General features: G+C 70.9%; 24 protein-coding genes and 1 pseudogene. 13 read left to right on the plus strand and 12 right to left on the minus strand.

The window, feature by feature from the left end; genetic code table 11:
- Positions 1 to 2: 2 nt before the first annotated feature.
- From PQS31_RS12490 to PQS31_RS12500, 3 genes are read right to left on the minus strand one after another with little or no spacing between them, the layout of a single operon-like run.
- A complete protein-coding gene (locus PQS31_RS12490) occupies positions 3 to 1415 on the minus strand; it encodes an NAD(P)(+) transhydrogenase (Re/Si-specific) subunit beta (protein ID WP_272763074.1) in 1413 nt (470 codons plus the stop codon).
- Positions 1412 to 1894 (minus strand): hypothetical protein, encoded by a 483-nt coding sequence (locus PQS31_RS12495; protein ID WP_272763075.1) that lies wholly within the window; start codon positions 1892 to 1894, stop codon positions 1412 to 1414. The genes PQS31_RS12490 and PQS31_RS12495 overlap by 4 nt, the downstream gene beginning before the upstream one ends.
- The gene (locus PQS31_RS12500) at positions 1891 to 2190 is read right to left on the minus strand and encodes an NAD(P) transhydrogenase subunit alpha (protein ID WP_272763076.1); all 300 of its coding nucleotides are present in this window, start codon (positions 2188 to 2190) and stop codon (positions 1891 to 1893) included. Before PQS31_RS12500 ends, PQS31_RS12495 begins: the two co-directional genes overlap by 4 nt.
- A gap of 206 nt (positions 2191 to 2396) precedes the next feature.
- Here PQS31_RS12500 and PQS31_RS12505 point away from each other — a divergent pair, with 206 nt between their 5' ends.
- Genes PQS31_RS12505 through PQS31_RS12515 form a run of 3 tightly spaced genes read left to right on the plus strand, consistent with a single transcriptional unit; the run spans position 2397 to position 3786 of the window.
- Positions 2397 to 2939 carry an RNA polymerase sigma factor gene (locus PQS31_RS12505; RefSeq protein WP_272763077.1) on the plus strand — a complete coding sequence of 181 codons (543 nt, stop codon included), beginning with the start codon at positions 2397 to 2399 and terminating at the stop codon, positions 2937 to 2939.
- Positions 2936 to 3337: a hypothetical protein gene (locus tag PQS31_RS12510; RefSeq protein ID WP_272763078.1), complete on the plus strand. Its 402-nt coding sequence runs from the start codon at positions 2936 to 2938 to the stop codon at positions 3335 to 3337. The genes PQS31_RS12505 and PQS31_RS12510 overlap by 4 nt, the downstream gene beginning before the upstream one ends.
- Positions 3338 to 3339: 2 nt before the next feature.
- Positions 3340 to 3786 (plus strand): DUF3106 domain-containing protein, encoded by a 447-nt coding sequence (locus PQS31_RS12515; protein ID WP_272763080.1) that lies wholly within the window; start codon positions 3340 to 3342, stop codon positions 3784 to 3786.
- 9 nt (positions 3787 to 3795) lie between these two features.
- On the opposite strand, the gene PQS31_RS12520 is transcribed toward PQS31_RS12515, so the two are convergent.
- The 3 genes from PQS31_RS12520 to PQS31_RS12530 all read right to left on the minus strand — a co-directional run bounded on the left by PQS31_RS12520 (position 3796) and on the right by PQS31_RS12530 (position 9557).
- Positions 3796 to 4908, minus strand: coding sequence for an NAD(P) transhydrogenase subunit alpha (locus PQS31_RS12520; RefSeq protein WP_272763081.1), 1113 nt, complete (start codon positions 4906 to 4908; stop codon positions 3796 to 3798).
- Positions 4909 to 4979: 71 nt separating this feature from the next.
- Complete coding sequence (locus PQS31_RS12525) at positions 4980 to 7130, minus strand: DUF1631 family protein (protein WP_272763082.1); 2151 nt, start codon at positions 7128 to 7130, stop codon at positions 4980 to 4982.
- Between the two features lie 81 nt (positions 7131 to 7211).
- The gene (locus tag PQS31_RS12530; RefSeq protein ID WP_272763083.1) at positions 7212 to 9557 is read right to left on the minus strand and encodes a DUF1631 family protein; all 2346 of its coding nucleotides are present in this window, start codon (positions 9555 to 9557) and stop codon (positions 7212 to 7214) included.
- Positions 9558 to 9632: 75 nt separating this feature from the next.
- On the opposite strand from PQS31_RS12530, the gene PQS31_RS12535 reads away from it, so the two are divergent.
- Genes PQS31_RS12535 through PQS31_RS12545 form a run of 3 tightly spaced genes read left to right on the plus strand, consistent with a single transcriptional unit; the run spans position 9633 to position 11784 of the window.
- Complete coding sequence (locus PQS31_RS12535; RefSeq protein WP_272763250.1) at positions 9633 to 10223, plus strand: nitroreductase family protein; 591 nt, start codon at positions 9633 to 9635, stop codon at positions 10221 to 10223.
- Positions 10224 to 10274: 51 nt separating this feature from the next.
- Positions 10275 to 11186, plus strand: coding sequence for a 5'-3' exonuclease H3TH domain-containing protein (locus PQS31_RS12540; RefSeq protein WP_272763084.1), 912 nt, complete (start codon positions 10275 to 10277; stop codon positions 11184 to 11186).
- Positions 11187 to 11223: 37 nt separating this feature from the next.
- Positions 11224 to 11784, plus strand: coding sequence for an NUDIX hydrolase (locus PQS31_RS12545; RefSeq protein ID WP_272763085.1), 561 nt, complete (start codon positions 11224 to 11226; stop codon positions 11782 to 11784).
- A 67-nt stretch (positions 11785 to 11851) separates the two neighbouring features.
- Here the strand turns inward: PQS31_RS12545 and PQS31_RS12550 are convergent.
- From PQS31_RS12550 to prmC, 3 genes and pseudogenes are all read right to left on the minus strand, one after another.
- Positions 11852 to 12061: pseudogene (locus tag PQS31_RS12550) on the minus strand (alkylphosphonate utilization protein); the annotation flags it as partial.
- Between the two features lie 90 nt (positions 12062 to 12151).
- Entirely contained in the window at positions 12152 to 13093 is a 942-nt protein-coding gene (pip, locus tag PQS31_RS12555; protein WP_272763086.1) for a prolyl aminopeptidase, read from the minus strand.
- A gap of 34 nt (positions 13094 to 13127) precedes the next feature.
- Entirely contained in the window at positions 13128 to 13979 is an 852-nt protein-coding gene (gene prmC, locus PQS31_RS12560; RefSeq protein ID WP_272763087.1) for a peptide chain release factor N(5)-glutamine methyltransferase, read from the minus strand.
- A gap of 59 nt (positions 13980 to 14038) precedes the next feature.
- Between prmC and PQS31_RS12565 the strand changes: the two genes are divergently transcribed.
- The 5 genes from PQS31_RS12565 to rnk all read left to right on the plus strand — a co-directional run bounded on the left by PQS31_RS12565 (position 14039) and on the right by rnk (position 19109).
- Positions 14039 to 14905 carry an alpha/beta hydrolase gene (locus tag PQS31_RS12565; RefSeq protein ID WP_272763088.1) on the plus strand — a complete coding sequence of 289 codons (867 nt, stop codon included), beginning with the start codon at positions 14039 to 14041 and terminating at the stop codon, positions 14903 to 14905.
- Positions 14906 to 15243: 338 nt separating this feature from the next.
- Positions 15244 to 15807, plus strand: a complete 564-nt coding sequence (gene ahpC / locus PQS31_RS12570) for an alkyl hydroperoxide reductase subunit C (protein WP_096208208.1) — start codon at positions 15244 to 15246, stop codon at positions 15805 to 15807.
- Between the two features lie 200 nt (positions 15808 to 16007).
- Positions 16008 to 17588: an alkyl hydroperoxide reductase subunit F gene (ahpF, locus tag PQS31_RS12575; protein ID WP_272763089.1), complete on the plus strand. Its 1581-nt coding sequence runs from the start codon at positions 16008 to 16010 to the stop codon at positions 17586 to 17588.
- Between the two features lie 74 nt (positions 17589 to 17662).
- On the plus strand, positions 17663 to 18580 hold the full coding sequence (gene oxyR, locus PQS31_RS12580; protein ID WP_272763090.1) for a DNA-binding transcriptional regulator OxyR: 918 nt from the start codon (positions 17663 to 17665) through the stop codon (positions 18578 to 18580).
- Between the two features lie 106 nt (positions 18581 to 18686).
- On the plus strand, positions 18687 to 19109 hold the full coding sequence (rnk, locus tag PQS31_RS12585; RefSeq protein ID WP_096208211.1) for a nucleoside diphosphate kinase regulator: 423 nt from the start codon (positions 18687 to 18689) through the stop codon (positions 19107 to 19109).
- Between the two features lie 42 nt (positions 19110 to 19151).
- Here rnk and msrA read toward each other — a convergent pair whose 3' ends face one another.
- From msrA to PQS31_RS12600, 3 genes are all read right to left on the minus strand, one after another.
- Positions 19152 to 19802, minus strand: a complete 651-nt coding sequence (gene msrA, locus PQS31_RS12590; RefSeq protein ID WP_272763091.1) for a peptide-methionine (S)-S-oxide reductase MsrA — start codon at positions 19800 to 19802, stop codon at positions 19152 to 19154.
- Positions 19803 to 19887: 85 nt separating this feature from the next.
- Positions 19888 to 20811, minus strand: coding sequence for a DMT family transporter (locus PQS31_RS12595; protein WP_272763092.1), 924 nt, complete (start codon positions 20809 to 20811; stop codon positions 19888 to 19890).
- 63 nt (positions 20812 to 20874) lie between these two features.
- Positions 20875 to 23037: a GGDEF domain-containing protein gene (locus PQS31_RS12600; RefSeq protein ID WP_272763093.1), complete on the minus strand. Its 2163-nt coding sequence runs from the start codon at positions 23035 to 23037 to the stop codon at positions 20875 to 20877.
- 265 nt (positions 23038 to 23302) lie between these two features.
- On the opposite strand from PQS31_RS12600, the gene PQS31_RS12605 reads away from it, so the two are divergent.
- Both PQS31_RS12605 and PQS31_RS12610 read left to right on the plus strand, forming a co-directional pair.
- Positions 23303 to 25066, plus strand: a complete 1764-nt coding sequence (locus PQS31_RS12605) for a glutamine--tRNA ligase/YqeY domain fusion protein (protein WP_272763094.1) — start codon at positions 23303 to 23305, stop codon at positions 25064 to 25066.
- On the plus strand, positions 25063 to 25452 hold the full coding sequence (locus PQS31_RS12610) for a hypothetical protein (protein WP_272763095.1): 390 nt from the start codon (positions 25063 to 25065) through the stop codon (positions 25450 to 25452). Before PQS31_RS12605 ends, PQS31_RS12610 begins: the two co-directional genes overlap by 4 nt.
- Positions 25453 to 25474: the final 22 nt, after the last annotated feature.

Below are 25474 nucleotides of genomic sequence, written 5' to 3' on the forward strand. Positions count from 1 at the left end.
CGTCAGTGCCCGCCGTCGAGCGCCTTGAGCTCGGCGACCAGGGCGCCGGCCATCGCGGCGCCGTCGCCGTAGAGCATGCGGGTGTTGGGCGCGTAGAACAGCGCGTTCTCGATGCCCGCAAACCCCGTGCCCGCGCCGCGCTTGATGACGATCGCGTGCTTGGAGTCGACGACGTCGAGAATCGGCATGCCGTAGATCGGACTGGCCGGATCGGTCTTCGCCACCGGATTGACGACGTCGTTGGCCCCGATCACCAGGCTGACGTCGGTGACCGCGAATTCCGGATTGATGTCGTCCATGTCGGCGATCAGGTCGTAGGGCACGCCGGCCTCGGCGAGCAGCACGTTCATGTGCCCTGGCATGCGGCCGGCGACGGGATGGATCGCGAACTTCACCTTGACCCCGCGCTCCATCAACCGCTGCGCGAGTTCCCAGATCTTGTGCTGGGCCTGGGCGACGGCCATGCCGTAGCCGGGCACGATCACCACCCGCTCGGCATACGCCATCATCGCCGCGACGTCGCCGGCCTCGATCGCCACCTGCGCGCCCTCGATGGCGCGGGCCTCGCCACGGGCGCCGAAGCCGGAGAACAGCACGCTGCGGATGGAGCGGTTCATGGCCTTGGCCATCAGCCGCGTCAGCAGCATGCCGGCAGCACCGACCATGGTGCCGGCGACGATCAGCGCCTCGTTGCCGAGCACGTAGCCTTCGAATGCGACCGCCAGCCCGGTGAGCGCGTTGTAGAGCGAGATCACCACAGGCATGTCCGCCCCGCCGATCGGCAGCGTCATCAGCACGCCCACCGCGAGCGCGGCCATGAAGAACGCCACGATCGCCGGCACGCCGAGCGCATGCGCCACCACGGCGCCGAGCACGACCGCGACGCCGAACACCGCCAGATTCAGGACCTGCTGGCCCGGGAACACGTAGCGCCGGTCCATGCGGCCGTCGAGCTTCGCCCAGGCGATGACCGACCCCGACAGCGCGATCGCCCCGATCAGGGCGCCGAGCACGGCCAGCACACGCACGAGCTGCGGCACCGGCGCCGCGTCCACCAGCCCCGCCTGGGCGTTCCAGCGCAGCAGTTCCACCGCGCCGATCGCCGCGGCCGATCCGCCGCCCAGGCCGTTGTACAACGCGACCATCTGCGGCATGTCGGTGATCGCCACGCGCTTGCCCGACACCCACGCCAGCACCGTGCCGAGCGCGATCGCCACGATCATCAGGCCGATGTTGGCCAGGCCTGGCACGAAAAACGTCGCCAGCGTCGCGATCACCATGCCCGCGCCCGCCCACTGGATGCCCGAGCGCGCCGTCTTCGGCGAGGCCATGCGCTGCAGGCCGAGCAGGAACAGCGTCGCGGCGACGAGATAGCTCGCTGCGATCAGGCCGTGCAGCGACTGGGGCCCGGTCATGACGCCACGCCCGGGTGCGGGTTCCGATCCAGGCGGTGATGTTCGCGCATCTCCATCGCGGTCTTCAGCAGGCCGAGCAGGCCGAGGCCGAGCGCGAGCAGACCGAGTGACAGCTGATGCATCGGCGTGGACGCGCTGAGATAAGCGCCGGCCAACCCGCCGCCCATCGCGCTGAACGCATAGAACGCCAGCAGCGCGAGCATCCAGCGCCCCTTGCCCGGGTCCTGCCAGACCCGCCGCGACAGCGCATTCTGGGTGCGCCGCGGGTCCTGCATCGACGACAGACCGATCGCGAGGCCGGCATACAGCAGCCCGTAGTTCCAGGCATCGAGGGGAGGCCTCCCATCCCGTCCGCTGCCCAGACCGATGGCACCCACGAACCCGTAGCCCAGAGCGATCAGCAGCAGCGGATACTGCAGGTAGCTCAGCGCCTGGAACACGTCGCGCGCCGACACCCCCCGCCGCGGGGCCGCGGTCATTCGGCGTCCTCCGGGCGGCGCGCGGGCTTGAACATGTCCAGCATGCGCTCGGTGACCACGTAGCCCCCGGCCGCATTGCCCGCCCCCATGAGCACGGCGAGAAATCCGATGGCCTGCTCGACGCGCGTTTCCGCATGCCCCAGCACCACCATCGCGCCGATCAGCACGATGCCGTGGATGAAGTTCGAACCTGACATCAGCGGCGTGTGCAGGATGACCGGCACGCGCGAGATGATCACGTGGCCGGCGATCGCCGCCAGCATAAAAATGTACAGCGCTACGACCCCGTCGATCATGACCGACCCCCGTCAGCGTGTCGCCGCATCATAACCGCCGGTGAACGTCGCGCCAGTCCGGCGCGGGTGCGTGCCCCCAGGTCAACCGGCGCGGGACCCGCGCGTTGTTCCGGTGTGACCCCGCCGACGGCCCGATTGCACCGACAATGGATGGCAGCCTTCCCGCTTCGCACATGGCGCACGCGCCGCACGCTAGGCTGGCGCCCGTGAGCACTCCAGAGTCCGCGGCGCAGCCCGCGCCCGCCGCGACGCTCGAGGCCTTCCTGGCCGACGTACAGCGGCGCGCGTTCCGGTTCGCCGAACTGGGCCTGCGCCATCGCGACGACGCGCTCGATGCGGTGCAGGACGCGATGACCCGGATGCTCGGCTATCGCGACCGACCGCCCGCCGAGTGGTCGCCGCTGTTCTGGACGGTGCTGCGAAGCCGGATCATCGACCTGCAACGGCGGCGCAGCTTCCGTCTGACCTGGCTCAGTGATGCCCGCACACCCGACGGCGATGAGATCGACTGGGCCGACAGCGGTCCGGATCCGTCCCGGCAGCACGACGGCCAGGAAGCGTGGCGGCATCTCGCCGCATCGCTTCGCGCCCTGCCCCGCCGCCAGCGCGAAGCGTTCACGCTGCGCGTGCTGGAGGAGTTCGACGTCGACACCACGGCCCGCATCATGGGCTGCAGTGCCGGCTCGGTGAAAACCCATCTGTTCCGTGCCCGTGAGGCACTGCAGACGCATCTCGAGGATTTCCGATGACTTCGCAGCCGCACGACGTCCCCGTGCCGCCGACCGACGCCCGTGCCCGCGCGCTCTATCTGGAGGCGCAGGCGCAGATGTCGGCCGGCACCATCGCACGTCTCAACCGCGCCCGGCATGCCGCACTCTCGGCGGCACCCGTGCAGCGGCGTGGCTGGGCCTGGCCGCTGGCGGCGGGCTGCACCGCACTGCTCGCACTTGCGGCCGGGCTGCAGATATCCGCGCCACCGGGGGCCGCGCCTTCGCCCCCGTCTGCGGCCGCCAGCGCGCCGTTGACGGTGGCCGAGGCGGCCGTGCTCGACGACGCGGCGGCGGAGGTCTACGTGGCCTACGACGAATCCCCCGATTTCTACCTGTGGCTGGCGGCCAACGAAGCCACCCTGCTCGCCGTGGAGTGACCATGTCCCGTTTCCGTTTCCATCCCCTGTGGGCCGTTCCGCTCCTGGCGGGCCTGCTGTCTGCCGGCGCCGCGTCGGCGCAATCGCCGGGGGCGGCGCCGCCGGCGTGGGACCAGCTCACGCCGGCCCAGCGCGAGCAGTTGCTCGCGCCGCTGCGCGACCGCTGGAGCCAGGCCGATGCCGACGAGCGTCGGCGCATGCTGGAGCATGCCCGCCGCTGGCAGGCCATGACCCCGGCCGAGCGCCAGAATGCGCGTCACGGCATGCATCACTGGAAGCGGCTGGCGCCCGAGCAACGCGAAGAAGCGCGCGCGCTCTACGGCAAGCTGCGCGCCCTGCCCGAGCCCGAGCGCGCGGCACTGCGCGAGCGCTGGCGGCAGATGACGCCCGAACAGCGGCGGCAATGGGCGACCGCCAACCCGCCACCGCCGGGCATCGATCCGCGCTGAGCGCGGGCGTCAGTCTCCCGCGGACGCGGACGCGGCGCGGGACGGCCAGACGGTGCCGGCGAGCAGCGCGTCGCTCCAGTCGAGCGTCAACGCGCCGTCCTGGAGAAGGAGCAGAACGAAGTTCAGCACGTTGCGCGCATACATCTCGCTGGCGTGGGTGGCGCCGAGGCTCGCCAGACCGAGCGGGCCGGCGATGGTGACGCCCGCTTGCTCCACCGTGTCGCCGGGCACCGTGGCTTCGCAGTTGCCGCCGGTTTCGGCGGCCAGATCCACGATCACGCTGCCGGGCCGCATGCCCGCCACCATCGCCCGGGTCAGCAGCGTCGGCGCCCGGCGACCGGGCACGGCGGCGGTACAGATCACGACATCCACCTGGGCCAGATGCGCCGACAGCCGGCGTTGCTGTTCGGCGCGCTCGGCCTCGGTCAGGACGCGCGCGTAGCCGCCTTCGCCTGCCGCGTCGATCCCCAGATCCAGGAAACGGGCACCGAGCGATTCGATCTGTTCGCGGGTTTCCGGGCGCACGTCGAAGCCTTCGACCTGGGCACCGAGCCGGCGCGCGGTCGCGATCGCCTGCAGGCCGGCCACGCCGGCGCCGAGTACCAGCACGCGCGAGGGGCGGATGGTGCCGGCCGCCGTGGTCAGCATCGGAAAGAACCGCGGTGCGAGCTGGGCGCCGATCACGACCGCCTTGTAGCCGGCCATCCCGGCCTGTGAACTCAGCACGTCCATCGCTTGGGCGCGCGTGGTGCGGGGCAATCGCTCGAGCGGAAAGGCGATCAGGCCCCGGTCGAGGATCGCGGCGCCGCGTGCCGGGTCGGCATCGGGCTGGATCAGTCCGATCAACACCGTACCGGCCGCCAGTTCGCGCAGCGTTGCGGGCGCCGGCGGCTGTACGCACAGCACCACGTCGGCATCGCGCCAGGCCGCGACGGCCGTCTCGACGATCTCGGCGCCCGCCTCGGCGTACGCGGCGTCACTGAAATAGGCGCCGGCGCCGCCACCTGCCTCCATCTGCACCCGCGCGCCGGCCGCGACCAGCTTGCGGCAGGTCTCGGGCGTGAGCGCGGTCCGGCGCTCGCCCGCTGCGGTCTCCCGCGCGACCCCAATCGTGATTCCCATCGGCTGCCCTCCCCAGACGCTGGCTCCATCCTAGGCCCAGGCCCGGATGCCGGAAAGCGGGCGGAGCCGGTTCAGCCGCCGCGTGCCCGCTCGGCCATGTCGTGCAGCGCGGCGGCCACCGCACTGCCCAGTGGCCGCGGCAACAGGCGCCGGTCGGCCACCCGCGCCTGCAGCGCGGCGGGGGACAGCAGCAGCTCTTTCGCGCCGGCCGCGTTCACCAGGAGACAGCTCCCGGTCAGTGCACTGCGCCAGGCCAGGCGCAGGACGCGCGCGGGCCCGGAGGCTGCCGGCTGCACGAACCGCTGCCCTTCGGCGTACTCGAGTTCGGCGGGTCCTGCACCGAGTAGCGGGGTGTCGGCCTCGATGGGCATCTCGTCGCCGCCCGAAGGCGTCGGCGCATGGAGCTTGCGCGGCGTCGGACTCGCGTGCTCGGCCACCAGGCCGGCCAGTTGCGCATCGGTTGCGGTTTCGTCGACACCGCACTGCACGCAGCATTCGCGCAGCGCCGGCAGGATGCCGAGCAGGCGATCGGCCACTGCGCTGCCGCCGCTTCCGGCGGCGAGACCGTCGACCTCGATCAGGGCATCCCCGAGCGACAGCACCTCGCGATAGCGGTCCGAATCGGCGCCGTCCCGCAGCCAGGCCTGGATCAGCGCCTGGCGCCATTCGCCGTCGATGAAGGCGGCGACGGTGGGCAGCAGCGGCTGGCCCTGTAGCCGACGCGCCACATCGGACGCGGCCTGGGCGCGGGCGGCGTCGAGACGCTCGCGGCCGCGCAGTGCCTGCCAGGTCCGGCGCTCGACCGCCTCGGCGCGCCGACGCTGCTGGCCGAGCACCGCATCGATCTGCGCGAGCTGCGCGGGAAATACCCGGCCGTCGCCGTGGGCACCGTCGATGACCGCTGCCGACGCACGCTCGGCGACGGCCTGCAGTTCGGCCGATGCCGGATCGTCCGGATCGGCGCCATCCCACAGCTCCAGCAACAGCGACAGCAGCTGCATCGACGGCGGCGACGAGGTTTCGAACAGCTGCGGATCCTCGAGCGCGAGATGCAGATAGGGCAGCGTCAGCACGGCCAGACGCTCCCGCGCCTGCGGCAGCAGCAGGTGCCGGGCCGCCAGCAGATCGAAAAGTGCGCCGATCAGCGCGATGGCATCGTCCTGCTCGGGCGCGAACGCCACCTGTTGCCGGTCGATGCCCAGCCCGCCGGCCACCCGCTGGAGCCCCTCGCGGATCCGCGCACCGTGGGCGGCGTCCGGAAGCGGCAGCGTCCGCTCGGCCTGCAGCAGTGACAGTGCCGCCTGGAACTCTTCCGGCCGCAGGCTGCGCTGCGGCGTGCCCGGATCGGAGCGCTGCGCGTCGCGAAACGAGCGTGCGTGCCGCCGGAGCAGATTGCCGCGCGGGGCGTCGACGATCCGGCGCGCCGGCGTGGACGCACGGGGCCCGCCGGTCTGCCAGCTGGGCGCACCGACCGCCATGGCCGCGTCGTCGTCCCAGCTCTGGCCGCGCGCGATCTCCGCCGGCATGCCCAGTGAGGACACCAGCGCGGAATGATCACTGTCTCCAGCCAGCGCATAGCCCGCTTCGGCCAGACGGGTGTTGCACCACGCGTACAAGGCACCGAGATGCTGGTCGAGCAGCGCTTCGTAGCGCTTCAGCAGCGCCGCGCGCAGGCGCCGGCCGCAGTCCTGTACGCCGAACGCCTGCAGGAAGCACTCGATGATGAAACGCGGCGCGAGCGGATTGGCCGGGCGCTGGCGATAGCCCATCGACGCCGAAACCGAGTACAGGCGCCGGTCGATGATGTCGCGCACGCTTTCGAAGCGGCGATCCAGCGCTTCGGCCACCGGTTGACCGATCAACTGCGCCTGCAGTTCGTCGTCCGACACCAGTGAGAACTGGTCCAGGGTGCGGGCCACCGGCGGCGCCGGCCACGCGGCGAAGACGTCGGCCAGCGCCTTCTGCCAGCGTTGCTCGTGATGGATGAGTTCGGCGCCCAGCACCGCGAGTCCGGTCAGATCCTCGGCGATCGCCTCGTCGGCCTTGACGTCGTGGGTGATCTCCCGGCGCCCGGCGTCCAGCCGTGCGCGCTCGGCCCGCAGCGCGTCACCCAGCAAGGGCAGCAGCCGCGCCGCTGCTTCGCGCCTGAGACCGTCGAGCACCTGCGCAGGCGTCTCGGTTCGGCCGGAATCACCGGTTCCCTGCAGTGTGAAACCGGGCATGCACCCCTACTCCGCCCCGAGCGATCGATCGCAGGACAATAACGCACGCGGCGGTGATACGTCTCGAACCGCGCGTGGCGTTCAGCCCGTGGCCGACGACATGGCGCCGTCGTTCGCCGCGTTGAGCTGCTGCCAGAGGTGCTTCATCGCTTCGTCGAACGGCGCATCCACCGCGCGCACGACGACACGTCCGGCGCCGACGAGTGCGGCGAGTTCTTCCGGCGACACGACCATCTTGCGCATGCCGCGCCGGTTGACGATCAACAGGCGGGCGGTCAACGGGCTGATCCAGGCGACGCGCGCGGCGGACTCGCGGCCGTTTTCGTCGATCAGACGCAGGCCCTGGCCCACCCGCAACTGCCGCATGCGCGCGGCGACGGTCGGCTCGAACGCCGGTGCCTGGCCGGGCGCCAGATGCAGCGCGCCGTCCTGCGGTTCGTCGTCGAGATCGTCCTGTGCCTGCGCCACGTGGACCGTACGCGGCGTGTCCGGCAGCGCCAGCGCCGCGATGATGCGCGCCACGGCGTCGCGCGCCGCGTCGGCGTCGAGGCCACAGCTCGAGTAGCACTCCGCCAGCGGCATCTGCAGCGCGAGCAATTCGTCGGCGACCGCGCTGCCGAGCGCGTGGGCCGCGTCGGCGTCGACCTGGATCATGGCGTCTCCGACGCCGATCGCCGCCAGGTGGCGCTGTGAATCGGGCCCGTCGCGCAGCCAGGTCTGGGTGAGGTAATGCCGCCAGTGCCGGTCGAGGAAGAACGCCACGGCCGACGTCAGCTTACGCGCCGACAGGCGCGAGGCCACGATGTCGTTGACGCTGCGCCGCGCCTGCTGCAGCCGCTCGCGGCCGTGGATGGCTTCGGCGGCCCGACGCTCGGCCACCTCGGCGCGCCGGCGTTGCTGGTCGAGCCGCTCACGCAGCTCGTCGGAGGCGAGGCGGAACACCGCCTGGTCGCTCTCGTATTCATCGACGACGCGATCCACGACACGGCCTGCGTGATCGAGGAGATCGCGGTCCTGGGCGGTTTCGCCCGTATTGCCGTCGCAGGCTTCGGTAACCGCGTCGAGCAGCTTGCGTGCCGGATGGCCACGCTGGTTGAACATCGAGTCGTCCGTCAGCGCCACCTTGACATAGGGCACCACCAGCCGGCTGTAGATGTCCCGCGCCTGCTGGAGCAGATCGTTGGCGTCGAACAGCGACTGGAACAGGATGCCGACCAGATCGATCGCGTCTTCGTCTTCACGGCGCAGCGGCGACTGCTCGGGATCCACGCCGAGTTCGCGCAGGCCGCGCAACAGCTCGTCGCGGATGACGTCGCCCAATTGACGGCGATCGTCGCCGACCAGCACCCGCGCATACGGCGAGGGATCGTCCCCCTGCAGCATCCGCGCGACGCTGAGCAGTTGCGACATGCTGAGGACCTGGCCGCCGCTGCCGTCCGCCGGCGCGGCCATGGACGCGTCGGCCTCGCGGCGCTCCCGCCACTGGTGCAGCTGCTCGCGCACGAGATCCCGATAGCTGCGGGGCACCGGCGGCGCGCCGTTCGCGTGCGCCGCCAGAACATCCATCAGTCCGGACGACAGCGGGCCGTAGGCGGGTGCCGTGGATTCGGTCACCGCGATGTCGCCCTCGGCAGGCGCGTAGTGTTCGACGACACCGCCATCCGGCACCCAGGCCTCGGCCCCACCGCGGCGCGGCGCTGGCGCGGCGGCGGAACCCGCCCCGGCCGGTCCGGCCGCGCGCGCGATCGCGTGCGGATGCGCCGACGAGGCACCGCTACCGATCGACGCGGACTCGAGCGTGGCGTTGGCCTTGGTGTAGACCTCCGACAGGATGGCGGGCAGGCGCTTGTCGAACTGGTGGAACACGGTCGAACGCAGGCCGGGCGGCAGATCGTCGGCGCGGAACAGGCGCACGAACGCCATCACCGGCACTTCCGGGCGCAGCGGATTGGCGCGCGGCCCCTCCAGCCCGAGATGGCTCGCGAGCACCGCGAGGCGCTCGTCGAGCGCGGCCAGCGGATGCAGGAACTGGTGGTCCATCAGTTCGATGATCTGCTGCGCCGCCAGCTGGACTTCCAGCTCGCCCTCGGACATCAGCGAAAGGCCATCGGCGGCCGGGGGCGGCGGACGATCGGACAGCCACTGCTCGAACTCGGTCTCGATCGACTTGCGGAACCGGGTCGCCAGCTCGAGGGCCCGATGGCTCAGGTCGAGCACCGCAACCCGGTCCTCCTGGGCCGCCATATAGTCGTGCCCCGCGAGCGCCGCGAGGCGGACCTGCTCCTCGATCGAACTCCAGAAGCCGGACAACACGCCGCCGAGCGCCGTCACGGCATCGTGCCGGAGCGTCTCGAGCACGCGGCTGGCCGGTCGCGAGGGCATTGCGCGCGCGCCTGAACCGGCACCGATGTCGTCGGAAGGCTTCATATAGGGAGATCGGGGGAAATGGGGCACACTGCCCCGCACATAAGATTCCGCAAGCCCGGCACTGCGTCTGTGACGATACTCGCAAATCCTGAACACGAACCTTTCGCCGCGTTGAACGGGCGGCGCTCGGTGCCGGCGCGGCAGCTGGCCGCCCCCGGACCGGACGAGGCCACACTGCTGCGGATGCTCGCGGCCGCGTCCCGGGTGCCGGACCACGGCAAGCGGGTGCCGTTCCGATTCCTGCGCATTGCCGGGGACGCGCGCGACGCGCTGGGCGAGCGCCTGGCCAACCGCGCGCGTGCGCGTGAGCCCGACCTCGGAGCGGGCGCGCTGGAAAAGGAGCGGCTGCGGTTTTCACACGCGCCGCTGGTCATTGCGGTGATCGCGGTGCTCGACGCCGACGACCGCAAGATCCCCGAACTGGAGCGCCTGCTGACCGCCGGCAGCGTGTGTTTTGCCCTGCTCCAGGCGGCGCAGGCGGCGGGTTTCGGCGCGTGCTGGCTGACCGGATGGGCCGCCTACGACCCCGATATCGTCGGCGCCCTGGGCGTGCAGCCTCATGAGCGCATCGTCGGCTTCATCCACATCGGCACGCCGCGTGTCGAGGCTCCGGAGCGCGAGCGGCCCGACCCGCGCGCGCTGCTGAGCGACTGGCGACCGGACTGATCCCAGATCCCAGCCGGGGACACCCGGGGCGCATGGCGTCACAATGCCGGTATGACACCTCTGTACCTGGTCGACGCCAGTCTCTACGTCTTCCGCGCCTGGCATTCGATGCCGGACGAATTCCGCGACGCGGACGGCTGGCCGACCAACGCGGTCCACGGCTTCGCCCGCTTCCTGGCCGAGCTGGTCGAGCGCGAGCGACCGCGGCACATCGCCATCGCGTTCGACGAGGCGCTCGACAGCTGCTTCCGCCACCGGCTCTATCCGGCGTACAAGGCCAATCGCGCGCCCGCGCCGGACGAGTTGCGTCGCCAGTTCGCGCACTGCAAGTCCCTGTGCCGCGTGATGGGCCTGCCGGTGCTGGCCGACCACGACTACGAGGCCGACGACCTGATCGGCAGCGCGCTGCAGGCCGGTCGCGCCCGTGGACTCACCGGCGTCATCGTGTCGGCCGACAAGGACCTGTCCCAGTTGCTGCAGGGCGAGGACAGCCAGTGGGATTTCGCCCGCGGCCAGCGCTGGACCGCAGCGGGCGTGAAAGCCCGCCACGGCGTGGACGCGCACCAGATGGCCGATTACCTCGCGCTGTGCGGCGATGCGGTCGACAACATTCCCGGCGTCCCCGGGATCGGCTGCAAGACCGCGGCGAGCCTGCTGCACCACTTCGGTACGCTGGACGCGCTGCTGGCGCGCAGCGACGAGGTCCAGTTCCTCCGCTTCCGCGGCGCCGGCCAGGTGGGCGCGAAGCTGCGCCAGCACGCCGAGGTGGCCCGGCTCTACCGTCAGCTCACGACGATCGCCTGTGACGCGCCCCTGGGTGACGTGTCATACGGCTTCGCACGGCGCGAGGGCGACGCGGAGGCACTGCGCGCGCTGTGCGACACCCTGCGTTTCGGCCCGCTCACGAGGCGGCGCCTGCATGCGGCCGCCGGCCTCGAGTACGCACCCGCGGTCGAGGTCTGACACGCGGCCGCCGCACCTCCCGCGTTAGGATCCGCGCATGACCTCCGACGCACAGACCGACGCACCCGAAATCCTCTACCAGGGCGACTGGCTGCGGCTCGTCCGCCGCGGCACGTGGGAAGCCTGCGAACGCACCCACGGCGGCAACGGCATGGCCGTGCTGGTGATCGCGGTGACGCCCGACGACGACGTGCTGTTCGTCGAGCAGTACCGCGTACCGCTGGGCGCACGCACGATCGAGATGCCGGCCGGACTGGTCGGCGACGGCGGCAGCACCGATTCGCTGGAGGACGCGGCGCGGCGGGAGCTGATCGAGGAGACCGGCTGGGCCGCCGGCCGTGTCGAGGTGCTGTTGACCGGGCCGACGACGGCCGGCATGAGCAATGAACGGGTCGCGTTCGTACGCGCACGCGAGCTCACGCGGGTCGGCACCGGAGGCGGCGTCGACGACGAGGCGATCATCGTGCATGCCGTGCCGCGCGCCACCGCGCCGGCCTGGCTGATGCGCAAGCATGCCGAGGGCTACGAGCTCGACCTCAAGCTCTGGGCCGGGCTGTGGATGATCGACTTCAATCCGGACGGCTCGCCGGCCGATTGAGCGGCACACCGGCCACGCCAGCGCGCGATGCGGGGTGTTCGACGCGCGCGCCGCCGCATCCCCCGCGTCAGGCCTTCTTGACGAACTCCGTACGCAGCACCAGCCCCTTGACCTTCTGGACGTTGCATTCGATCAGATCCGGATCGTCGGTCAGGCGGATGTGTTTGACCAGCGTGCCGCGTTTGAGGGTGACGCTGGTGCCCTTGACCTTCAGATCCTTGATGAGGGTGACGGCGTCGCCGTCGGCCAGGCGCGTGCCGTTGCTGTCCTTGACGACCAGCGCTTCTTCTTCGGACATCGTGAAATCCCGCGCGCGGCCGCTGCGCCGCGCATCGCAGTGGGTGGACCGGGCGGCGAGGCCCGGCTGTCAGGCGAAGCGGTCGGTCGCGCGCACCAGCGCGTCGACGTTCTCGGCCTCGAATGCGGAATGGCCCGAGGCCGGGGTGATGACCAGCTCGGCCTTGGGCCAGACCTGGTGCAGGTCGAACGCGTTCTGCACCGGGCAGACCACGTCGTAGCGACCGTGGACGATGACGCCCGGGATGTCGACGATGCGGTAGGCGTCGCGCAGCAGCTGGTCGTCGACCTCGAAGAAGCCGGCGTTGGTGAAATAGTGGTTCTCGATCCGCGCGAACGCCAGCGCGAACTGCGCATCGGCATGGCTGTCGGCGAAATCGGCATCGATGTGCAGGAAGCTGGTCGCGCCCTCCCACACGCTCCACGCGCGCGCCGCGGCCAGGCGCGTCGCCTCGTCGTTGCTGGTCAGGCGCTTGTGGAAGGCGGCGATCAGATCGCCGCGCTCGGCCTCCGGAATCGCGGCGATGTAGTGCTGCCAGGCCTCCGGGAACAGGCGCGAGGCGCCTTCCTGGTAGAACCATTCCAGTTCCCAGCGACGCAGCATGAAAATGCCGCGCAAAATGAGTTCGGTGACCTGGCGCGGATGCGTCTGGGCGTAGGCCAGCGCCAGCGTCGAGCCCCAGGAGCCACCGAACACCTGCCAGCGCTCGATGCCCAGGTGTGTGCGCAGCCGCTCGATGTCGGCGACGAGGTCCCAGGTGGTGTTGTCGACGAGATCGGCGTGCGGCGTCGAACGCCCCGCGCCGCGCTGGTCGAACAGCACGATGCGGTACTTCGCGGGGTCGTGAAAGCTGCGCATCTTCGGGCTGCAGCCCCCGCCCGGCCCGCCGTGCAGCAGCACGACCGGCTTGCCCTTGGGATTGCCGCACTGCTCGTAATAGAGCGTGTGGCGATCATCGACGGCGAGCGTTCCGGTGTCGAACGGCTCGATGGCGGGATAGAGCTGGCGCATGCACATGAATCCGGAAAAACCGGCCGTCAGTCTATCAGCCGGCCTCCGCCGCACCGGGCGCGCGCCCCAGGGTCACGCGCTCGCGCGCTTCCAGATCGCGTTCGGTCACCACCTGCTCCAGGCCTGCTTCCACGAAAAGCGCGCGCACCGCGGCCCCCTGACGCCATCCGTGTTCGACCAGAAGCCAGCCGCCGGGATGCAGATGCGCGAGCGCGCCCCGGGCGAGCACGCGGATCGCATCGAGGCCGTCGGCGCCCGAGGCCAGCGCCGCGCCCGGTTCGAAGCGCAGATCGCCCTGTCCGAGATGCGGGTCGGCCGCCTCGATGTAGGGCGGATTGCTCGCGATGATGTCGCCCCGCAGACCGGCGAGCGGCGTGTACCAGTCCCCCTGGGCGAAACGTACGTGCGAGAGCCCCAGCGAATGCGCATTGGCCCGCGCGACGGCGAGTGCCGCCTCGCTGGCATCGGTCGCCAGCATCGCGACGTCGGGTCGCTCGCGCGCGACGGCCAGTGCCACCGCTCCGCTCCCCGTGCCGAGGTCGGCCACGTGCGCAGCGGCGGCCGGTAACCGGGCCAGGACCAGTTCGACCAGCAGCTCGGTCTCCGGCCGCGGAATCAGCACGGCCCGCGTCACCGCCAGTTCCAGCCCCCAGAACCCGCGCACGCCCGTGAGATAGGCCACCGGCTCGCCCGCCTCGCGGCGCGCGACCAGGGCCTCGAAGCGCTCGGCGACACCGTCGGGCGCAGGATCGCGCGCATGTGCGTACAGCCAGCCCTGCGGACGGCCCGCCGCGTGGGCGAGCAGCCAGCGCGCGTCGGTCGCGTCGATGCGACCGGCAGCGCCCTGCAACAGGGCCTCCAGGGGCGGACTCGAAGGTGTCGTCATGGCTTCACATCGTAGCCGGGGTGCCTCCCGGCATGGTGTCGCACCTCGAGGAGATGCCCATGCCCCGTTCGCTTCGCGCCTGTTTCGCCGCCCTGCTCGCACTGCTCGCCACCGGCTGCCAGAGCGCGTTCTTCGGCTTCGTCAACCGCGACAGCGCCCAGCCCGATGTCACCGCCGTCTACGATCCGGCCCGCGGCTTGTCGCTCGACATCTACCGGCCGACGGGCGTCGCGTCCGGAGCACCCGTCGTGCTGTTCTTCTACGGCGGCTCCTGGCAGATGGGCGCGCGCGCGCAGTACCGGTTCGTGGGCAGCCGGTTGGCGGAGAACGGCGTCGTGGCGATCGTCGCGGACTATCGCACCTGGCCGACGGCGGGCTTTCCGGCCTTCATGGAGGACGCCGCGCGCGCGGTGCGCTGGACGCTGGACCATGCCACCGAACACGGCGGCGATCCGCAGCGGATTCATGTCGCGGGTCACTCGGCGGGTGCGCAGATTGCCGCACTGATCGGTACGGACGCGCGATATCTGGCGGCGGTCGACGCGCGACCGCAACAGCTGGCGGGCGTGATCGGCCTGTCCGGGCCGTACGACTTCGTCATCAGCGGCAAGCTGGAAGAGATTTTCGGGCCTCGCAGCCAGTGGCCCGAGGCGATGGCCGTCCGCTTCGTCGACGGCGACGAACCGCCGTTTCTGCTGATCCATGGCGACCGCGACCGCACGGTGGATGTCGGCAACAGCCGGAAGCTGGAATTCGCGCTGCGCCGCGCGGGCGTGGAGACGCGGCTGCTGGTGCTGCCCGGGGGCAACCATTTCGTCACCGCGGCCGCGTTCTACGACCCGGACCGTGCGCCGGAGGTGCTGCCGGCCGTACTGCGTTTCGTCCGAGCCGTGCCGGCGGACGCCGACGCATCGCAGACAAAATGAAGGCGGCCGAAGCCGCCTTCAAAGATTCCGTGGACGTGTGGGAGGGAGGTACGGACACGGAATTCGGGTCTGCGGCGTAGTGTGCCGCCTGGCGGATCGCCGCGGACCTGAAGCCCGCGCGAACCGCCGTCGGGTTCGACATTGCTGCAATGCAGCAGATCCTGCAACGCCACTGGTGGAACGCTGTCGCTGCATAACCGGCACGAAATCGATCGTCCCTGCCTATCGATAGAATACGTATTAACGATTTTGTTTATCGATAGACGGTCCCTACACTATGTGCAGCCGAGACCCGGCCTGCGGCGCTGCGCCGCCTCCCCCGTCACCCAGGAGTTTTCATGTCGCTCATCAATACCGAAGTCCAGCCGTTCAAGGCCACCGCGTTCCAGAACGGCGAGTTCGTCGAAGTCAGCAACGAGAGCCTGAAGGGCAAGTGGTCGGTGCTGATCTTCATGCCGGCCGCCTTCACCTTCAATTGCCCGACCGAGGTCGAGGACGCGGCCGATCATTACGCCGAGTTCCAGAAGATCGGCGCCGAGGTCTACATCGTCACCACCGACACGCATTTCTCGCACAAGGTGTGGCACGAGACTTCGCCGGCGGTCGGCAAGGCGCAGTTCCCGCTGGTCGGTGATCCGACCCACCGCCTGACCCGCGCGTTCGGCGTGCACATCGAGGAAGACGGCCTGGCCCTGCGCGGCACGTTCGTCATCAACCCCGAGGGCGTGATCAAGACCGTCGAGATCCACGACAACGCGATCGCCCGTGACGTCACCGAGACCCTGCGCAAGCTCAAGGCCGCGCAGTATGTCGCCGCCAACCCGAACGAGGTCTGCCCGGCCAAGTGGAAGGAAGGCGAGAAGACCCTCGCGCCGTCGCTGGACCTGGTCGGCAAGATCTGACGCCCCGCGCGGCGCCTGCCGCGTACCACGTCCACGCCCGCCCTCGCGGGGGTGGGCGTGCACCGGAGCCCGCCGGCTCCTGCCAGCAGCCGCCCGCGTCCGGGCCTGCGGTCTCCGGTGCACGTCTCTCCCCTCCCCGTCCCGATCCGGTTCCACGCCGGCGTCGCGGACCCGTGTCGCCCGCAACCGGAGCCGCCCCCATGCTCGCAGACGAACTCAAGACCCAGCTCGCCGCCTATCTCGAACGCGTCGTCCGTCCGATCCACATCGTCGCCTCGCTCGACGCGGGCGAGAAGTCGCAGGAGCTGCGGGCGCTGCTCGACGACCTGCGTGCGCTGTGCGACAAGATCACCGTCGACACCGGGGGCACCGACGCGCGTCGGCCTTCGTTCGCGCTGACCTCGCCCGGTCACGACATCTCGCTGCGCTTCGCCGGCCTGCCGATGGGGCACGAGTTCACGTCGCTGGTGCTGGCGCTGCTGCAGGTCGGCGGGCATCCGTCGAAGGCGGCGCAGGAGACGCTGGCCCAGGTGGCCGCGCTGGACGGCGAGTACATCTTCGAGACGTACTACTCGCTGTCGTGCCAGAACTGCCCGGACGTGGTGCAGGCGTTGAATCTGGCCGCGGTGCTCAACCCGCGCATCCGCCACACGGCGATCGACGGCGCCCTGTTCCAGGACGAGGTCGAGGCGCGCGAGATCCTGTCGGTGCCGACCGTGTTCCTCAACGGCCAGAAGTTCGACCAGGGCCGGATGACGCTGGAGCAGATCGTCGCCAAGCTCGATACCGGCGCCGCCGACCGCGCGGCGAAGGCGATCGCGGCCAAGGCGCCGTTCGACGTGCTCGTCGTCGGCGGCGGCCCGGCCGGCGCGGCTGCGGCCATCTACGCCGCGCGCAAGGGCATCCGCACCGGCGTCGCAGCCGAGCGCTTCGGTGGCCAGGTGCTGGATACGATGGCGATCGAGAACTTCATCTCGGTCAAGGAAACCGAGGGCCCGAAGCTGGCGGCCGCACTCGAGCAGCACGTGCGCGAGTACGACGTCGACGTGATGGACCTGCAGCGGGCGACGCGCCTGGTGCCGGCCGGCGACGACGGCCTGATCGAGATCGGGCTGGAGAACGGCGCGTCGCTGAAGTCGCGCACCGTGGTGCTGTCGACCGGCGCGCGCTGGCGGCAGATGAACGTCCCCGGCGAGGACCAGTACCGCAACAAGGGCGTGGCCTACTGCCCGCACTGCGACGGCCCGCTGTTCAAGGGCAAGCGCGTGGCGGTGATCGGCGGCGGCAACTCCGGCGTCGAGGCCGCGATCGATCTCGCCGGCATCGTCGCCCACGTCACCCTGATCGAGTTCGACGCCCAGCTGCGCGCCGATGAAGTGCTGCAACGCAAGCTGCGCAGCCTGGCCAACGTCCGTATCGTCACCAGCGCGCAGACCACCGAAGTGCTCGGCGACGGCAGCCGGGTCAACGGCCTGGTCTACCGCGACCGCGTCGGCGGCGACAGCCACCGCGTCGACCTGGAGGGCGTGTTCGTGCAGATCGGTCTGTTGCCCAACACCGAATGGCTCAAGGACGTGGTGGCGCTGTCGCCGCGTGGCGAGATCATCGTCGACGACCGCGGCCAGACCAGCGTGCCCGGCGTGTTCGCGGCCGGTGACGCGACCACGGTGCCGTACAAGCAGATCGTCATCGCGATGGGCGAGGGATCGAAGGCGGCGCTGAGCGCCTTCGATCACCTCATCCGCAGCCCGCTGCGCGTGGCCCAGGCCGAGGCGGCCTGAGCCGTGCACGGGCGCGGACCGACGCCGCGATGCCGCGCGCCCGGGCATGCCCGGGCGCGGGGCGGTGACGCGTCGTGAACCTGCGCGATCTCAAGTACCTGGTGGCCCTGGCCGACCACCGGCATTTCGGCCGCGCGGCCGCGGCGTGCTTCGTCAGCCAGCCGACGCTATCGACCCAGATCCGCAAGCTCGAGGACGAGCTCGGCGTCACCCTGGTCGAGCGCTCGCCGCGCAAGATCATGCTCACGCCCACCGGGCAGCAGGTGGCCGAACGCGCGCGCCGCATCGTCGGCGACGTCGAGCAGATGAAGGAGGTCGCCCGGCGCAGCCAGGATCCCGAAGCCGGTGTCGTCCGGCTGGGCCTCTTTCCGACCCTCGGGCCCTACCTGCTGCCGCACGTGGTGCCGTCGATCCGGCGCCGTTTCCAGCAGCTCGAACTGCTGCTGATCGAGGACAAGAGCGATCAGCTGCTCGCGCGGCTGCGCGACGGCAGGCTCGACGCGGCCCTGCTCGCGCTGCCGGTGCACGACGAGCAGATGCACGCCGAGCCCCTGTTCGAGGAGCCGTTCGTGCTGGCCGTGCCGGAGGGGCATCCGCTCGCCGCGCGCACGACGATCACGTTGGATGCGCTGGCCGACCAGCGCCTGTTGCTGCTCGAAGACGGCCACTGCCTGCGCGACCAGGCCCTGGACGTCTGCCACCTCGCCGGCGCCGCGGAAAAGTCGGGCTTCCAGGGCACCAGCCTGGAAACGCTGCGGCAGATGGTGGCCGCCAACGTGGGGGTGACCCTGCTGCCGATGCTGGCCGTGCAACCGCCGGTGGCCCAGTCGCCGGACATCCGCCTCATCGGCTTCGCCGACCCCCAGCCGCCGAGCCGGCGCATCGCGATGGTCTGGCGACGCAGTTCGGCGATCGCGGGCTTTCTGCAGACGCTGGCCCAGCCGTTCGCCGCGTTGCCGCCGGCCCTGCTGCGGATGCCGTCGCAGGATTGAGGTGCATGCGGCGCGGCCGGGCATCGCCGCGGCACCCGATCCGGCACAATCGACCCGGGCGGCGCGATGCGTCGCCCTTTTCACGTCACCCGACCGGAGAATCCCGATGTCGTCCCAACCCCAGAGTGGTCTGCCTCCTTCGCAGTCCGTTCCGATCCGCTTGACCACCCGCGACCTGGCACGGCTCGATGCCCTGCTGGCCTCTCCCACCTACCGGCACCATCCCGGCGCCGCTTCGCTGCAACGCGAACTCGACCGCGCCGATGTCCTGGCGCCCGATGCCGACGCCGCCGGCATCGTCGGCATGCACGCGCACGTCGACTGTGTCGACGAGCACGACGGCAGCCGACACACGCTGACCCTGGTCTATCCCCATGAAGCCGATGCCGGCGCAGGCCGCGTGTCGGTTCTGGCCCCCGTGGGCGCCGCCCTGCTGGGACTGGCGGTCGGCCAGCGCATCGACTGGCCCGGCGTCAACGGACGCACGCTGCGCTTGCGCGTGCTTGCGGTCGCACCGCCTGCCGCATGATCGCCCCGGCGGCGCGGTTGCCGCGCCGCCCGGCGTCCGCTGTCAGAGCACCGCGCCGACCGGGCAGCTGACGCCCGTGCCTCCCAGGCCGCAGTAGCCGCCGGGATGCTTGTGCAGATACTGCTGATGCTCGTCTTCGGCGTAATAGAACGGCGGCGCCTCGGCGCGAAGCTCGGTCGTGATCGGCGGATAACCCGCGGCCTCCAGCCTGGCCCCGTAGTCCGCCAGGCTGCGCGTGGCCAGCTCGAACTGGCCCGGCGTGCTGCAGTAGAGCGCCGAACGGTACTGCGTGCCGACATCGTTGCCCTGACGCATGCCCTCGGTCGGGTTGTGACCTTCCCAGAAGGTCTTCAGCAGGGTTTCGAACGCGACCTGCGCGGGGTCGTAGACCACCAGCACCACTTCGGCATGCCCGGTCTGGCCCGAGCACACTTCGCGATAGGTCGGATTCGGCGTGCTGCCGCCCGCGTAGCCCACCGCCGTCGTGACCACGCCGGGCAGCGACCAGAACGCACGCTCGGCGCCCCAGAAGCAGCCCATGCCGAACTGCACCTGCTCGAGCCCCTCGAAGGCACCCTGCAGCGGGCGGCCGTGCACCGCGTGCACGTTGTGCAAGGGCAGCGGCGTGTCACGCCCCGGCAGGGCGTCCTGCGCGCGCGGCAGGCGCTGTTTCCACGCTCCGATTCCCAACATCTGAGGTCTCCTGGCGGCGCGGGACAGCCGCGCAACGCACAATCCACGTGCGGCCACGCGCGCGTCGCTTCAAGGTGGCGCGCGCTCAGGTGGTATCGACCGGCAGCCGGCTGCGCCCCTTCAGGCTCGCGAGGAAGATCCCGGCCAGGGTGAAGCCGAGCCCCAGCCATTCGCGCGGCAGCGTCGGCCGCTGCAGCAGCACGACATCGAGCAGGAACGCGCAGACCGGTTGCACCAGCAGCAACAGGCCGACCAGGGCCACGCCGAGGCGCTGCATCGCGCGCGAGATCAGGATCCAGCTCAGGCAGTGCCCCAGGACGGCGAGCACCAGCAGCCAGGCCAGCGAAGCCCACGTGGGGATTGCGAACGACACGCCCTCCGCCGCGCCGGCCAGGCCCAGCAGCAGCGCCGAGCCGAGCGAGGCGATCGCCAGGATCTGCGCGATCGGCGCGGCGCGTGACGCATCGTGTGCGGCCCCGACGCGCTGCACCGTCTTCAGACCGATGTTGTAGACCGCGTAACACAGCCCGGTCGCCAGCCCCAGCCACACGCCCCAGCGGTACTCCGGCGGCAGGTGGGCCCAGTCCGCACCCAGAAGCAGCCACAGGCCGAAGAACGCCAGCGCGATGCCGGCCACGAACCGGAGCCCGATGCGTTCGCCGAACAGCACCACGCCGGCCAGCGCCATGAAGAACACCTGGGCGTTGGCGAGCAGCGTCGCCAGGCCCGGCCCGACCAGCAGGATGCTGCGATGCCACAGCCACAGATCGGCGGCGAACGCGCCGGCCGGCAGCAGCGACCACAGCCACACCGCGCGCGGCAGGGGCCGCCAGTCGCGCCGCAACGCGACCAGCACGGCGAGCATCAACCCGGCGAACAGCATGCGGTAGAACGCCGAGATCGTCGGCGGCGTGTCCGCCCAGCGCACCATCAGCCCATTGGTGCCGATCAGCGCGGCGCCCGCGAGCATCGAGACCAGCGCGGTCCGTTGGGCGGAGCGTTCGATCATTCGCGTGCCTGCACCGCAGCCGGGGGCGGGCAGCGTAGCAGCGCGCCCGCTGGCGCACGCGACTCAGCTGAAGACCGCGGGCGCCACCTGCACGCAATTGCGGCCCTGGCGCTTGGCCGCGTACAGCGCCTTGTCGGCGCGCGCGATCGCCGCCGCCGGCGCGTCCTCGCCCGGTTGCCGCGTGGCGATGCCGATGCTCACCGTCAGCCGCACCCGCAGCCCCTCGTGCCGCACCTCCACGTTTTCCACCGCGGTGCGCATGCGCTCGCCGATCGCCCGCGCTTCCGCACCGTCGTGTCCGGGCAGGACCGCGATGAACTCCTCGCCGCCGTAGCGGCCGAACATGTCGGCCTCCGACAGCACGCTGCGCAGGGCGGTCGACACCGCACGCAGGCAATCGTCGCCACAGGCGTGTCCGTAGCGGTCGTTGACCGACTTGAAATGATCGAGATCGACGAACAGCACCGAGACGGGGCGCGCCGTGCGCTCGGCGTCGGCGAACGTGCGCTCGACCCACAGATCCAGCGTGCGCCGGTTCATCGTTCCCGTGAGCGCGTCGATCTCGGCCGAGCGTCGCAGCTTGACCGCCGCGGCCGCCTGGTCGACCTGCAGCTGCGTCAGGCGGAGCAGTTCGCCGATCACCGACATCTCGTCCGTGGTGAAGCCCTCGCCGCCGGCGCGGCGCAGCAACAGCGCCGCCCAGCCCGGAGCCCGCACCTGCAGCGGCACGAGGGCCTCCATCGCGACCACCGGCCCGCCCGACGAGGCCTGCACCGGCTGCTGCAGCGCGATGCCCGCCGTCGCCTGACGGCGCAGGATCAGGCCGCGGCGCTGGATCTCGTGTTCGATCGCGGGCAAGGCATCCGCCGGCTCCACCAGCAGATGGTCGCGCCCCTGGTAGCCGCGCAGCACGGCGACGCAGGATTCGTGCGGCACCAGCGGCAACAGATGGTCCATCAGCAGCCGGAACCCCTGCCAGGGCAATTCGCCCGGATCGAGCCCATTGAGCTGGGTCTGCAGGGCGGTCGTCAGATTGGCGCGCGCGCGTTCGCGCTGCATCTTGCGCTCGGTGTCCAGACGGGCCAGCCGGTCGCGGTCACGCTGGTCGCGGTAGTCACCGATGCGGCTGATCAACGCCAGACCCAGCCCGAACACGAAGGCGACCAGCGCGCCCTGATAGGCGAAGTGCAGCAGGGCGATGTCGGCGAGCATCCCGAGTCGCACCAGGGTGATCCACACGCCGCCCACCGTGGCCACCACGGCCGCGATCAGCACCCAGCCCGCCAGACGCACGCCGCGTCGCGTCGCATCGACCAGCATCGCGATCGACGCGGTGCCGGACAGCGCCCAGCCCAGAAGCGTGAGCGGCCACACCAGGGGCGCGAGCGCTCGCAGGTTGAGCAGGCACAGCGCGGCCAGCAGCACCAGCGCCGCGGCGATCGCCCGGGTCAGGCGGGCTCTGCGATGCCGTCGCGGCATCGCATAGGCCTCGATCAGGCACTGGGTCGCGGCGGCGTAGAGCAGCGCCAGCGCCGCGGTGCCCTGCAGGCCCCAGTGGCCGAACACGTGGCCGGCGGGCAGCCCGTACAGGTGGCCGTTCGCGGCCTGCAGCAGCAGCGCCAGCCCGAACACCACGCCGAAGAATCCGAGGAACAGCCGGTCGCGCGATGCGTAGGCCAACGCCAGCGCCAGCGTCGCGAGCGCGAGCAGCGCGCCGTAGAGCGCCGCCGACAGCGCCACGCCGGACCGCTCGATGCGGCGCACGTCACCGGCGCGGGCCAGCACCGGGGCGAGGTTCGCCTGCAGCAGGCCTTCATAGCGCACGTCCAGTTGGACCGGTCCCTGCCAGTCCGCCGGCAACACGAAGCCGTAGCCGTTGGGGAACATGCCTTCGTCGTCGCCCACCCGGAAGAAGTCTCGGATCTCGCTGCGCCAGCCGTCCGCGCGGGTGAGATGCAGCCCGACGACCGGCTCGCGCGGGAACCACAGCGCCCAGCGCCCCTGGCTGCGTTCGGTAGGCGGAAGGTCGAACCGCAGCTCGACGCGTCGCACCGCCTCGCCGAATCGGGCGTCCGGGGAGAGATCGACGACCGTGACAGGCCGCTGCTCGTGCGGCCTGAGCTGGGTGGAGGCGGCGAGCATCGCGAACAGGCCGAGCAGCAGCAGCAGACAGCCGGCCAGCACCCAGCGGTGCCCCGGCATCGCATCCGCGGTGTCTAATGCCATGCAGATGCTCCCGGGCGGGCGCGGCGCGGCATCGCCCGGCGCCGCGCACACGTCATCGAGTGCGCGGACACGCGCATGCACACCTCCCCTGGATCTCCGAGTCCAAGCACCGCCGTCCAGGAGGCGCCCCCTACCGCCGTCACATATTGAAGCAACTTCCTGTCACAGACGCGTTGACGGATGCGTCGCGCCCGGGGCGCCGGGCTGCAACGCCTGTCCGCTAAACTGCGTGATCCCCTCTTCGATCCACACGAGCCTGCCATCCATGTCCTCCTCCGGTGTCCCCGATCCCGCCGCTTCGCCGTCCGACGCCTCCAGCCCGGTGCGCCAGGACTTCATCCGGCAGGTGGTCCGCGAGGATCTGGCCAGCGGGAAGCACAGCGAGATCCGGACCCGGTTCCCGCCGGAGCCGAACGGCTACCTCCATATCGGCCACGCGAAGGCAATCTGTTTGGATTTCGGCATCGCGGCCGAATTCGGCGGTCGCTGCAACCTGCGCTTCGACGACACCAACCCCGAAAAGGAAGACCTGGCCTTCGTGCGGGCGATCGAGGACGACGTGCGCTGGCTCGGGTTCGACTGGGCCGAACTGCGCCACGCCTCGGACTACTTCGAGGTCTATTACCTGGCCGCCGAGAAGCTCATCCGCCAGGGCGACGCCTACGTCTGCGACCTGACCGCCGAACAGGTGCGCGAGTATCGCGGCACCCTGGTCGAGCCGGGCCGCGACTCGCCGTTCCGTGATCGTGGCGTCGAGGAGAATCTCGACCTGTTCCGGCGCATGCGCGCGGGCGAGTTCGCCGACGGCACGCGCACGCTGCGGGCCAAGATCGACATGGCCAGCGGCAACATGAACCTGCGCGACCCGGCCCTGTACCGGATCAAGAAGGTCGCCCACCAGAACACCGGCGATGCCTGGCCGATCTACCCGATGTACGACTTCGCCCACGCCCTGGGCGACGCCGTCGAAGGCATCACGCACTCGCTGTGCACGCTGGAATTCGAGGATCACCGGCCGCTGTACGACTGGGTGGTCGACCGCGTGGACCTGGCGGGCACTCCGGAGCTGCTGGCCCCGCTGACCGCGCGCGGCCTGCCGAACGTGGCCGCGAAGCCGCGCCAGATCGAGTTCTCGCGCCTCAACATCAACTACACGGTGATGAGCAAGCGCAAGCTCACCCAGCTGGTCGCCGAAGGCCTGGTCGACGGCTGGGACGACCCGCGCATGTACACCCTGCAGGGCCTGCGCCGCCGCGGCTACACGCCGGCCGCCCTGCGCCTGCTGGTGGACCGCGTGGGCATCAGCAAGCAGAACTCGGTGATCGACTTCTCGGTGCTCGAAGGTGCGCTGCGCGACGATCTCGACGCGCGCGCCCCGCGGCGCATGGCGGTGGTCGATCCGCTCAAGCTGGTGCTGACCAACCTGCCCGACGGCCATGCCGAAACGCTGACCTTCTCCAACCACCCCAAGGACGAGACCCAGGGCACGCGCGAGGTGCCGTTCTCGCGCCAGCTGTGGATCGAGCGCGAGGATTTCGCCGAGGTGCCGCCCAAGGGGTGGAAGCGGCTGATTCCCGGCGGTGAAGTACGCCTGCGCGGCGCCGGCATCGTGCGCTGCGACGAGGTGATCAAGGACGACAGCGGCGCGATCGTCGAGCTGCGCGGTACGCTGGACCCCGAGTCGCGCCCGGGCATGGACGGGGCCAACCGCAAGATCAAGGGCACGATCCACTGGGTCAGCGCCGCGCATGCGGTCGAGGCCGAGGTGCGGTTGTTCGACCGGCTGTTCACGGTGGAGAAGCCCGACGACGAGTCGACCGGCAAGACCTATCGCGACCATCTCAATCCCGATTCGAAGCGCAGTGTGACCGGCTACGTCGAGCCGGCGGCCGCAGCGGCCGCCCCGGAGCAGGCGTTCCAGTTCGAGCGCCTCGGCTATTTCGTCGCCGACCGCTACGACCACACCACCACGCGGCCGGTGTTCAACCGCAGCGTGACCCTGCGCGACACCTGGGCGGCGGGCACATGAGCCGGTCGCGCCGTGCGTCGTGGCTGCTGGCGCCGCTGCTGCTGTGGCTCGCCGCCTGCGCCGTGCAGCGCGCGCCGGAGCTGCCGACGCCGTCGGCCGACGTGCCCTACGGCGCGCCGCCGGCGCTCGCCGACGCAGGCGCTTCGCCGCTGGCCCCCGATACCCGCTGCACCCGTGATGCCGACTGCACGGTCAAGAACGTCGGCAACTGCTGCGGCGCCTACCCGGCCTGCGTGAACACCGCGGCGCGTGTCGACCCCGCCGCGGTGGCCGCGGACTGCGCCCGCCGCGGCCTGGCCTCGGTCTGCGGGTTCCGCGAGGTCACTGCCTGCCGCTGCGTCGCCAACCGCTGCGAAGCGGCGCCCCAGGGCGCGCTCGAGCGCTGAACGCCCCGTCCTCCTTCCAAGG

The sequence above is a fragment of the Luteimonas sp. BLCC-B24 genome (assembly GCF_028550595.1).
GTDB lineage: Bacteria > Pseudomonadota > Gammaproteobacteria > Xanthomonadales > Xanthomonadaceae > Luteimonas.

Excerpts from the sequence above, each read along its gene's own strand:
- msrA (WP_272763091.1), bottom strand. The coding sequence starts at position 19,802 with ATGTTGGGAATCGGAGCGTGGAAACAGCGCCTGCCGCGCGCGCAGGAC.
- rnk (WP_096208211.1), top strand. The coding sequence starts at position 18,687 with ATGTCGTCCCAACCCCAGAGTGGTCTGCCTCCTTCGCAGTCCGTTCCG.
- PQS31_RS12520 (WP_272763081.1), bottom strand. The coding sequence starts at position 4,908 with ATGGGAATCACGATTGGGGTCGCGCGGGAGACCGCAGCGGGCGAGCGC.
- PQS31_RS12595 (WP_272763092.1), bottom strand. The coding sequence starts at position 20,811 with ATGATCGAACGCTCCGCCCAACGGACCGCGCTGGTCTCGATGCTCGCG.
- PQS31_RS12610 (WP_272763095.1), top strand. The coding sequence starts at position 25,063 with ATGAGCCGGTCGCGCCGTGCGTCGTGGCTGCTGGCGCCGCTGCTGCTG.
- PQS31_RS12540 (WP_272763084.1), top strand. The coding sequence starts at position 10,275 with ATGACACCTCTGTACCTGGTCGACGCCAGTCTCTACGTCTTCCGCGCC.
- PQS31_RS12545 (WP_272763085.1), top strand. The coding sequence starts at position 11,224 with ATGACCTCCGACGCACAGACCGACGCACCCGAAATCCTCTACCAGGGC.
- PQS31_RS12500 (WP_272763076.1), bottom strand. The coding sequence starts at position 2,190 with ATGATCGACGGGGTCGTAGCGCTGTACATTTTTATGCTGGCGGCGATC.
- PQS31_RS12490 (WP_272763074.1), bottom strand. The coding sequence starts at position 1,415 with ATGACCGGGCCCCAGTCGCTGCACGGCCTGATCGCAGCGAGCTATCTC.
- PQS31_RS12605 (WP_272763094.1), top strand. The coding sequence starts at position 23,303 with ATGTCCTCCTCCGGTGTCCCCGATCCCGCCGCTTCGCCGTCCGACGCC.
- PQS31_RS12510 (WP_272763078.1), top strand. The coding sequence starts at position 2,936 with ATGACTTCGCAGCCGCACGACGTCCCCGTGCCGCCGACCGACGCCCGT.
- PQS31_RS12600 (WP_272763093.1), bottom strand. The coding sequence starts at position 23,037 with ATGGCATTAGACACCGCGGATGCGATGCCGGGGCACCGCTGGGTGCTG.
- PQS31_RS12565 (WP_272763088.1), top strand. The coding sequence starts at position 14,039 with ATGCCCCGTTCGCTTCGCGCCTGTTTCGCCGCCCTGCTCGCACTGCTC.
- PQS31_RS12515 (WP_272763080.1), top strand. The coding sequence starts at position 3,340 with ATGTCCCGTTTCCGTTTCCATCCCCTGTGGGCCGTTCCGCTCCTGGCG.
- PQS31_RS12495 (WP_272763075.1), bottom strand. The coding sequence starts at position 1,894 with ATGACCGCGGCCCCGCGGCGGGGGGTGTCGGCGCGCGACGTGTTCCAG.
- ahpF (WP_272763089.1), top strand. The coding sequence starts at position 16,008 with ATGCTCGCAGACGAACTCAAGACCCAGCTCGCCGCCTATCTCGAACGC.
- PQS31_RS12525 (WP_272763082.1), bottom strand. The coding sequence starts at position 7,130 with ATGCCCGGTTTCACACTGCAGGGAACCGGTGATTCCGGCCGAACCGAG.
- PQS31_RS12530 (WP_272763083.1), bottom strand. The coding sequence starts at position 9,557 with ATGAAGCCTTCCGACGACATCGGTGCCGGTTCAGGCGCGCGCGCAATG.
- prmC (WP_272763087.1), bottom strand. The coding sequence starts at position 13,979 with ATGACGACACCTTCGAGTCCGCCCCTGGAGGCCCTGTTGCAGGGCGCT.
- pip (WP_272763086.1), bottom strand. The coding sequence starts at position 13,093 with ATGCGCCAGCTCTATCCCGCCATCGAGCCGTTCGACACCGGAACGCTC.
- ahpC (WP_096208208.1), top strand. The coding sequence starts at position 15,244 with ATGTCGCTCATCAATACCGAAGTCCAGCCGTTCAAGGCCACCGCGTTC.